The organism is Methanospirillum sp., from assembly GCF_035560735.1.
Taxonomy (GTDB): Archaea; Halobacteriota; Methanomicrobia; order Methanomicrobiales; family Methanospirillaceae; genus Methanospirillum.
In genome coordinates this window covers 1-8,788 of sequence record NZ_DATMYY010000213.1, presented here as the reverse complement: position 1 = coordinate 8,788, position 8,788 = coordinate 1, and the positions used below count along the sequence as shown (strand labels likewise).

Annotated in this window: 11 protein-coding genes; 4 read left to right on the top strand and 7 right to left on the bottom strand. The window is 47.2% G+C overall.

Translation table 11 applies throughout. From position 1 onward, the window contains the following. Positions 1–74: 74 nt before the first annotated feature. A complete protein-coding gene (locus VN429_RS06330; RefSeq protein WP_325631063.1) occupies positions 75–683 on the bottom strand; it encodes a hypothetical protein in 609 nt (202 codons plus the stop codon). A gap of 3 nt (positions 684–686) precedes the next feature. Here VN429_RS06330 and VN429_RS06325 point away from each other — a divergent pair, with 3 nt between their 5' ends. The 3 genes from VN429_RS06325 (at position 687) to VN429_RS06315 (ending at position 2,674) form a co-directional block, all read left to right on the top strand. Beyond that, positions 687–1,661 (top strand): DNA adenine methylase, encoded by a 975-nt coding sequence (locus VN429_RS06325; RefSeq protein WP_325631061.1) that lies wholly within the window; start codon positions 687–689, stop codon positions 1,659–1,661. 301 nt (positions 1,662–1,962) lie between these two features. Continuing rightward, positions 1,963–2,217: a hypothetical protein gene (locus VN429_RS06320; protein WP_325631059.1), complete on the top strand. Its 255-nt coding sequence runs from the start codon at positions 1,963–1,965 to the stop codon at positions 2,215–2,217. Between the two features lie 22 nt (positions 2,218–2,239). Continuing rightward, positions 2,240–2,674, top strand: coding sequence for a HEPN domain-containing protein (locus VN429_RS06315; protein WP_325631057.1), 435 nt, complete (start codon positions 2,240–2,242; stop codon positions 2,672–2,674). A gap of 44 nt (positions 2,675–2,718) precedes the next feature. Here the strand turns inward: VN429_RS06315 and thiE are convergent, their stop codons facing one another. The 4 genes from thiE to VN429_RS06295 all read right to left on the bottom strand — a co-directional run bounded on the left by thiE (position 2,719) and on the right by VN429_RS06295 (position 5,686). After that, positions 2,719–3,345, bottom strand: a complete 627-nt coding sequence (gene thiE, locus VN429_RS06310) for a thiamine phosphate synthase (RefSeq protein WP_325631055.1) — start codon at positions 3,343–3,345, stop codon at positions 2,719–2,721. Next, on the bottom strand, positions 3,346–4,146 hold the full coding sequence (gene thiM / locus VN429_RS06305) for a hydroxyethylthiazole kinase (RefSeq protein ID WP_325631050.1): 801 nt from the start codon (positions 4,144–4,146) through the stop codon (positions 3,346–3,348). It lies immediately after the preceding gene. Between the two features lie 86 nt (positions 4,147–4,232). After that, complete coding sequence (locus tag VN429_RS06300) at positions 4,233–5,030, bottom strand: class I SAM-dependent methyltransferase (protein ID WP_325631048.1); 798 nt, start codon at positions 5,028–5,030, stop codon at positions 4,233–4,235. Between the two features lie 8 nt (positions 5,031–5,038). Next, positions 5,039–5,686 carry a tetratricopeptide repeat protein gene (locus tag VN429_RS06295; RefSeq protein WP_325631046.1) on the bottom strand — a complete coding sequence of 216 codons (648 nt, stop codon included), beginning with the start codon at positions 5,684–5,686 and terminating at the stop codon, positions 5,039–5,041. 713 nt (positions 5,687–6,399) lie between these two features. On the opposite strand from VN429_RS06295, the gene VN429_RS12555 reads away from it, so the two are divergent. After that, positions 6,400–6,651 carry a DUF7123 family protein gene (locus tag VN429_RS12555; RefSeq protein WP_109968832.1) on the top strand — a complete coding sequence of 84 codons (252 nt, stop codon included), beginning with the start codon at positions 6,400–6,402 and terminating at the stop codon, positions 6,649–6,651. Between the two features lie 62 nt (positions 6,652–6,713). On the opposite strand, the gene VN429_RS06285 is transcribed toward VN429_RS12555, so the two are convergent. Then, entirely contained in the window at positions 6,714–7,193 is a 480-nt protein-coding gene (locus VN429_RS06285; protein ID WP_325631042.1) for a tetratricopeptide repeat protein, read from the bottom strand. 201 nt (positions 7,194–7,394) lie between these two features. Next, complete coding sequence (locus tag VN429_RS06280; protein ID WP_325631040.1) at positions 7,395–8,516, bottom strand: PEGA domain-containing protein; 1,122 nt, start codon at positions 8,514–8,516, stop codon at positions 7,395–7,397. Positions 8,517–8,788 lie beyond the last annotated feature (272 nt).

Below are 8,788 nucleotides of genomic sequence, written 5' to 3'. Positions count from 1 at the left end.
AAATAATATTGTGGTACTCTCTCCCTCGCGGCTGGAGAGTACAGAAAAAGAGTATATTCCTCCTGGAATGGTATCTAGAATGCCTTCTCTTTTTGAATTCCGATCATATCGCAGGTATCATCAAGCTTGGTCTGGGTGGTGACAAAGAACCCGCCAACCGACTCAGTGGTGACAATATCAGATGGATTTGCCATCTTTCCAGCAGCCTGGAGTGTATCGACTGCGCTGATTGTGGCATTCATTCCCATGACAAACACCCCGCGGGCTTTTCCAAACTTATCTGAAAGGGTCATTGCTTCGGCAGATGCCTTTGCAGATGCAGCTGCTGACTTATACTGGTTCAGTTTCTCTGCGGTCAGACCTTGGTTGGGCTTAGCAATTAGATCCTTCTGATCCTTGAAATCGGTTACCACGTTCTGTACGAGATTTTTAAAGTCATCATCCTGGGTTTTTCCGGTACATCCCGAAAACAGGATGACTATGATTAGGAGTACTACGAGAATTCCGCTGCGAATCATAATTGTCGTATCGGTTTTATAGTTCTTATGGGTTGTGAAATGCTCTCTGCAGGTTTTCAACGATGTAGTTTCATCCTGTCCGATGTCGCTCCGTGGCTGATATGGGAGGTATGATTCATGATTGAAGTAAATTGTACTGGCATCGGGGTATAGACCCTCAATCATATCATGACCCCAAAAAGCAGCACCCTGATCCGCTCTCTCCGCAGAAAGAGGAGCATCGCTGATAATGAATTCGCAAAACCATTCTTGAAGTGGGCTGGCGGAAAAACTCAACTCCTCCATGAGTTTGATGCCAGATTTCCAGAGAACCTCAAGTCTGGAGTCCTGGACCGGTACATAGAACCATTCATCGGAGGGGGTGCAGTCTTCTTTTTTGTGATGCAACTGTTTTCATTTAAAGAATCAGTTATCTGTGATGTAAATGAGGAACTTGTCCTCACTTACCAGGTTATCAGAAAAGATGTGGAGCCCCTTCTCATTCTTCTGCAGGATTTCCAGTTCCGGTATGATGCTCTTGATGAAGCAGGGCAGAAAGAATTGTTCCTGGAGATCAGATCAGAACTGAATGTAGAACGATCAGGATTTGATTTTTCCTCCTATGGACCTTCCTGGATCCATCGTGCTTCACAACTCCTCTTTCTCAATAAAACCTGTTTTAACGGTCTATTCAGAGTAAACTCAAGCGGAGAGTTTAATGTCCCGTTTGGAAAATACCGCAATCCCGGGATTGTGAATGAGCACAATCTGCGGATGGCTTCAGCACTATTGAAGAACACCACCATACTTCATGGGGACTTTTCACGGTGTCTTGAGTACATCGACTCCCAGACGTTTGTCTATCTTGACCCTCCGTATAGACCGCTGACCAAATCATCCTCGTTCACAAGTTACTCACGTGACGGGTTTTCTGATCAGGATCAAGTCCGACTCAGGGACTTTTTTGACGCTGTTGACAGGATCGGTGCATCAGTGATGCTGAGTAATTCTGATCCTGGAAACGAGGATCCAACTGACCGCTTCTTTGATGATCTCTATGAACAGTATAGAATTGAGCGGGTTATGGCAAAACGGGCCATCAACAGCAATGGAGAAAAACGGGGATCCATTAGTGAGATCATTGTGATGAATTATACTGAGTAGAACATGCAGGGATAACAGTAAATCCCCGAGGCGTTCCAATTTCGGTGATCATAGATGGGAATCGCATTATTCCTGAATCACTGTTTTTATTGAGGTTGAGACTCTCCTTTCTCTCCGGTATATTTGATAATTCAGTAAAAGTGCAGACAGGTTAGTACCTCTCATTGCATCATTTCCTGAACCATGATTCAGGAGAATAGTTCTCTTTACATATGCACATCATAATACCAAATTCTATCCACCTAATGCTTTGATAATTCACATTGATCCCTGTCATCGGGGTGAACACCCTTTCAGTGGTATGCAGGGAATACCAACTATGGCATGGACATCTGATACCCTATGCGATGAGGTACACGAGATTATTCACACCCCTGAATACACCTTTGATCTCGTTGAGGTGGCAGTGTTCTGCGATACGGTTTCTGCACTAATAGAATCATCCGGGCGGGGATTATGTGTAGCAATTCATTTTCATGCAAATGGCAGGGGAGAGCCTCTTGTCCTGATGTCAGAACATAGCCCTTTTTTCTTATTAGTGTATATCATATTCTGATAACTCTATAACAGGAACCGGAATGAAAGCTGAACTGTGGCTGAATCGTGCTGATCATGAACTTGTTTTGGCTCAGGAACTCCTGACCGCAGGTTCATTTCTCTGGGCTGCCAGTTATGCCCACCGAGCCCTTGAATATACCCTTGAAGGATTGATCGTAATGAAGACGGGGGTCAGGCCCGAACGCGGCTCCACATTGAGTGAGCTTCATCACGCGACGCGGCAGTATCTCCCTGATACTCTCAATCAGCCGATTAATGCTCTATCAGAAATCGCCCCTTTTGTATGGCAATCTGATATTTCTGCAGAACAGATTATATTTCTCACAGAAAAACGTGTCAGTGAACTGATTGAGGGAGGGAAAACTGTCCTTTCATGGGTCGGAGATGAATGGGCTAAAGAACTGGCAACTGATCCCTCTCCAGGAGCGGAAGATCCCGGTAATTCTACCGAATAAAGTTCGAATTGCCACCAGGATCCCAGTTTCTAAACGAGTGATGATCAGGGCCTGAACTGCCTGATCCGTAATTTAAAAGCACGGGCAGCCTCTGTTATATCTGGTTGGCTGACCACGGCTGATATCACTGCAACACCATCAGCCCCGGCTGCAAAGACATCTCCAGCATTATCTGTATGAATCCCGCCGATTCCGATGACCGGTATTGAGACTGTGTCTGATATCCCTCTTACCAGCCCGAGACCGGGTCCGTGGCCTGCATCTTGTTTGGATCCAGTGGAAAAAACCGGGCTGACTGCGACATAATCTGCCCCTTCCTGTTCAGCTTCTTTAGCTTGTTCAACTGATGAGACTGATACGCCAATGATAAATGGCGATGGTGCGAGGGGTCGGACGTAAGAGAGTGGGAGATCCTGCTGCCCAATATGGACTCCGTCAGCTTTGCTGGCAAGAGCGACATCCAGCCGGTCATTGACAATAAAGAGTGCTCCGGATCTGGCAGTGACTGCCCTGATGTCACATGCAGCTCTGAATAGATCTCTACCTGGGAGTTTTTTATCCCGGAGCTGGATTACATCAGCACCTCCTGCCACTGCCTGCCTGGCAATTTCCACATGACTTAACCCATGCGAAAGTTCCTCGTCAGTGACCACATAGAGTTCGTACCTCATTTACACTGTCCTGATCCGGGCACCTTCTGCAAGGTCGTCAGGAGTAAGGGCTGCGAGAGAATCGAAGAGAGCGGTCTTGAATGATCCAGGACCTTTAGCCAGAGTTGCAGCCCTCTCTCCTGCGATTCCGAATGTGGCAAGTGCTGCAGCTGAGCTGGTGACCCTGTCTTTTCCTGATGCGGCGAACACTCCGGTGACCGAAGCTGCCATGCATCCTGTTCCTGAAATGGCTCCCATAAGTGGATGGCCGTTCTCTACAAGGAGGGTTCTGCTGCCATCGCTGACAATATCTGTCTTCCCGCTCATGACAATGGTCATTCCCGAGCGGCCTGCATACTCCGTTGTAATCGAGACTGGATCTCCTGATATTCCTGCTGAATCCACTCCTCTGACCTTTGCATCCACTCCGGCGAGTACCCCTATCTCACCTGCGTTCCCTTTCAGAACAGATATTTGCAATTCGGTCATTAATCTGCGGGCTGCATTGGTCCTGAGTGTTGTGGCCCCGGCCCCTACCGGGTCAAGGATGATCGGGATGTCTCGCTTTTCTGCTGCTTTTCCCACAAGAAGCATGGATTCGATCTGTGCCTGATCAAGTGTTCCGATGTTGAGGACCAGGGCACCGGCATACTGCACCATCTCCTCTACCTCATCAGGTGAATGGGCCATCACCGGTGCACCTCCTGCACAAAGGGTGATGTTTGCACAGTCGTTGACGGTGACATAGTTTGTGATGTGATGAATTAGAGGAGTCTGGGTCCGTGCTGTAGCAAATATCTTTGAGTACGGGGTCTCTGGCATCTATTTTCCTCGTTTGGTATGATCGATACAGCCGTACTGTTCATCTGCAGTCTGTAAAAATATTCAGGTACTGGTATATGACCTGCTCATCGGACGGTCAGGTCATACACCCATCTGCTTACTGACGGGGCAACATTGCCACAGCGATGCAAGCGGCCAACTTCAAAACCTGCCAGTGTAAGGATTTTGGCACGCTCTTGTGCACCATCCCTGTTGTCAAAGGTATAAAAATGGATACCACCACCTTTGCGTACCATCCGGGAAAGAGGGATGAAGGTCTCGTCAAGGCCATACGGTGTTGGAATAATTGCCCGGTCTGACATGATCCTGAGCATCCTAGAGGCTAGGGAAGCATCCCCCCTGATTATGGCAACCCGGTCTTCGAGATGGTTTAGTCTGATGTTCTCTCTGAGAAGGAGGCATGCATCAGGGTTTATCTCGATTGCAATGACATGTGCCCCCCTGGCAGCAACCGGAATAACAAACGGTCCGACACCGGCAAAGGGAATTAGGACACGTTCACCCGGTTTGATAATGTCAGAAATACGCTGGCGTTCTCCTGCCAGCCGGCTTGTGAAAAATGCATGAGAGAGATCAACTCGGTACCTGAAGCCTGACTCCCTGTAAAGTGTCCTGGTCTTTGTTCCGATTATCGGTTGATATCCTGCGATCCTGCAGGATCCACTGACCTTTGAGACTCTCCTGAGAACAGTGGTTATACTCCTTCGCTGATTGATCAGCGCTTTGGCGATGGTTGTCTGGTATTGCGAAAGTTCGTCCGGAATAGAGAGGATTGCAATATCCCCGATCACTTCAAATCGGTCTGGTATGAGGTGATGGAGGGGATCTGGGATAACCTCTTTAAGCACCTGCGAGAGTTGCACGGTCTATCTTATGTTGAATTTTCAAGGATTGATGCAGCTTTTTCTGAAGCTTTCTGAGCCTCATCCCCTTTACCCAGTTTTTCCAGTACGTCAGCCTTTGTCTTCCATGCTGCTGCATCCTCTGCATTAAGGGCAAGTGCTGTTTCGCAGGCCTTCAGGGCTTCTTCGTATTTTCCCTGGTTGAATAATGCAGATCCCTTGTTCTTCCAGGCAGGTTCGTACTTTGGATCAAGGGTTGTAGCCTTTTCATAATCACTCAGGGCCTCATCCTCTCTCCCAAGGTTATGGCAGGCAAGACCTCGGTTGTTCCAGGTCCTTGCAGTGTCTGGTTTAAGCTGAAGCGAATGGTCATATGCGACAATGGCCTCCTCAAACTTACCAAGATGATCAAGTACAAGTCCCATATTAGACCAGGCCAGAGCATCGTTCGGGTTGAGGGTTGTGGTTTTATTCAGGGCTTCACGTGCCTCTTCGTACTTTCCCTGGCTTGCCAGGGCGAGACCTATGTTTCCCCACGCCATGGCGTTTGATGGGTCGAGAGCCGTAGCATTGTAGTATGCAGCGATAGCCTCGTCATAATTACCTTGTCCAAAGTATGCAACACCAAGGTTATTCCACTCTTCCACGGTCTTATCAGCGATACAAGGGCCAGCCATTAGGCCCAGGCATATCAGAATGATGAATGTATTTTTCATACGTACATTTGGTCAGTATATCCAGATGTCCTTTGTGAGGATGAGGGCCCTTCACCATCCGCGTTTTCATCATAAACATGGGTTTCATAAAACGATATTATCAGGAAGTTGATACAAAAATGGCGCCAGTTTCATAGAGTTGCAACCCGTCGCAACAGTGAAAACCAATCTACCGGTGATTTATCAGGCCTGAATGGGCGATACGATCCTGAAGATCTTTATGATGTCTGAACCAGATGCAACACGATTTATTGGCATGAACATTCAAATCCGCCGTTTTGTATAATGCTGTTTTGATTGAATCGCTTAAATGTTGGCCTGAGCGGATTTCGAACTGATCTCTCCCAGTTTTACCTGTTTTCCTTATACCCTATTTCAGGCAACACTAGTATGTCACAGGGAGGCCAACCGGGATGTCAGGTTCTTTGAACCTGCGTACCTGGTTACAGTGCCTGGATCCAGACTGATGTCCACTCAACGAGGCTGCGTTCAACATGTCCTCCTACAATCCGTGTCCTCTATGGATGTCAGTCAGGTCCAAGGTTCTGGTAAGTCTCTCTTGCGAACTTCATGAACACAGATGCACGAACTTCATGCCGGTGTCACACCGGCTTCCTCCTACAATCGCCATCGTAATGTTCATCAGTTACATTTCAAAAGCAGAGAGGTATTTCATGTTATTACATGCACGATTCAATAACAACTATAATGACCGTCAGATCTGCCTGATTGAGTATCTGAAAGATCGGATTCGCTCTGGCAGAGGCTTCTTCAAGTCCAAGTACATTGCACGCGAACTGGGTCTCTCTTCAAAAGAGGTTGGGACGAATATGGCTATACTTGCAGAGACCTGTCCCGACTTCACCATTGAGAGGTACAGTTACTCCAACAGCACGACCTGGCTTGTAACTCCTGTGCAGGCCTGATCTCACTCTTTTTCCTAGTTTACCTTTTCTCTCAGTCCGGTTTTTGATCTATTCTGCTGGTATCAATTGTGGAGGTTGAGAATAATGTTCTTCTTTAGTTTTGCAACTGAATTTTTCGGATCGAGTTCAAGTACTTTATCGTATGCATGGAGTGCCTCATCGTTTTTTCCAAGCCAGTTGAGTGCATCTCCTTTCTGAGTCCATGCGTCGATGTCGTCAGGTTTTATTTCAATTGCCTTTTCAAAGGATTTGACTGCCTCTGCGTATTTATCAAGCTTGGCAAGTGATTTCCCCTTTTCAAGCCATACTGCCTCGTCTTTGTTTCCGTACTCAAGTGACATGTCATATGCTGATATAGCCTGTGCGTAGTTGCTCATAGATGCCAGGTCTTTTCCTTTGTCAAACCAGATAGCTGCCTGTTGAGGATCATCAACGGTAGCAGCGGTTGTGAGATATCCGGATATACAGAGAAGAACGATCAGAAGAGAGAGATATTTCATTATGAGGCATCCGTTGCGTGTCAGGATAATGATTATGACCATTAGGTCTGAAATCTGGTATATCTACTTGATTCTATCGGTTTGAAAGGAATTTCTGATAAAAGCGCAGGTAGATTTACTGATCATAGCAGGAGAGGGCGTGAGGCTGAATAATACTGAAATTCGGATCACGATAATAGCCCACCCATCAGAAAAAAGGTTGACATATTAGATGTCTGTAAAACCTGTTGTTATCCTTCACTCTTACTGTTTTCTTTGCCTGTTGAGTATGATTCCTGCTGCAGCAATACCGGCCACTGGAATCAGGGGAGATATTGGTGATTTTGTCGGTACTGGCACCGGAGGGAGTGTGGGGGCTGGTGCTTGAGTCTGTGTCTGGGTGGTAATTGCCGTGAGAGTAACCGAGAGCCCTGATGCCTGGTCAGGGATGACAGAGACGTCCCCACTGTATGATGAGTATCCATCTGTTTTGATAAGCACCGAATGGGACCCTGTTCCGATCCCCTGGAGCGAGACGGGGGTAATTCCCTTGTATTCATTGTCCAGGTAAACGTCTGCTCCTGAAGGAGTAGACTGCACTGAAAGTGCTCCATACTCTGAAGATACATGTGTCGATGTCAGGTCTGCAGAGATCGTGGAAACCTCGTTTCTGGACAATTTGATCTCTGTTGTATAATCTGTATATCCGGAGAGGGTAAGATGAATAGTGTATGTCCCTGGTGAAAGATCTGATATCTCAAGGTATCCTGATGAGGGCGTAATTCCCTTGTATGTTCCATCAAGATATACACCTGCACCGCCTGGATTGCTGGTGACCTGAATTGCAGCATGATCCTGCCTGAATTCAGGATATGATTGAGGGATAGAAATGGTATGGTACTGGCTGCCTGGTTGCTGTGTTACCGGCTGAACCGGAGCCTGTTTTTGTTCCTGGGCTTTCGGTGTGGGCTGGCTTGTCTGTACTGGTTCTTTATGATTTATATCCAGGTTTTCTGCCTGTGTGGGGGTTTTCTGGGGCGACTGGCTCACGGGCTGTTCAGTCTGTGATAAATCCGTCTGTCTTGTTTTCTGTGGGCTTGTTTCCGATATGGGGGTCGTTCCAGGCTGGGATCCCGGGACCCCTGTACTGACATAAGCCGGTGTACTCTGCCCTTTGGTCTGTTCTAATCCCTGTTGCCCCTGCTGACCAGGGCCCTGGTTCTGGCTCCTTGAAATCCCGTCCCCTGATGATCCGGTGGTCATGTTAGGCTGAATCTGATATCCGAGATTTTTCTGATAATTCATCTCTTCTGCTGACACAAGGCATGTAAGTGCTGCAGCAAGAATGAGGATCACTATGATGTATGCTGATGGTTTCATCTTCATCGTTCCATGTGTGTGGGTATACGTCTGGGTAGGATCATGTACCCCATGTGTCCCTGTATGATGGAGAGTACCCCTGCATAACAGAATAAAGAAGATGCTATCTGATGGTGTGATATCCCGGGTTTTAGTTCGGCTTTCCGTGATTTGGGTTGTGGGGAGAAATATACCGAATAATCTGTCTGTGTTGGGTGTTTTTCAAACACCCGATCTTCATCTCTCTGATCACGCAACCAGCATTCCTTCTCCCTGCTTAACTCATGCAATTTTTATAT

Coding starts and splice junctions, on each gene's coding strand:
- VN429_RS06295 (WP_325631046.1), bottom strand. CDS start 5,686: ATGGCTGGCCCTTGTATCGCTGATAAGACCGTGGAAGAGTGGAATAAC.
- VN429_RS06285 (WP_325631042.1), bottom strand. CDS start 7,193: ATGGTCATAATCATTATCCTGACACGCAACGGATGCCTCATAATGAAA.
- thiE (WP_325631055.1), bottom strand. CDS start 3,345: ATGAGGTACGAACTCTATGTGGTCACTGACGAGGAACTTTCGCATGGG.
- thiM (WP_325631050.1), bottom strand. CDS start 4,146: ATGCCAGAGACCCCGTACTCAAAGATATTTGCTACAGCACGGACCCAG.
- VN429_RS12555 (WP_109968832.1), top strand. CDS start 6,400: ATGTTATTACATGCACGATTCAATAACAACTATAATGACCGTCAGATC.
- VN429_RS06280 (WP_325631040.1), bottom strand. CDS start 8,516: ATGAAGATGAAACCATCAGCATACATCATAGTGATCCTCATTCTTGCT.
- VN429_RS06315 (WP_325631057.1), top strand. CDS start 2,240: ATGAAAGCTGAACTGTGGCTGAATCGTGCTGATCATGAACTTGTTTTG.
- VN429_RS06320 (WP_325631059.1), top strand. CDS start 1,963: ATGCAGGGAATACCAACTATGGCATGGACATCTGATACCCTATGCGAT.
- VN429_RS06330 (WP_325631063.1), bottom strand. CDS start 683: ATGATTGAGGGTCTATACCCCGATGCCAGTACAATTTACTTCAATCAT.
- VN429_RS06325 (WP_325631061.1), top strand. CDS start 687: ATGACCCCAAAAAGCAGCACCCTGATCCGCTCTCTCCGCAGAAAGAGG.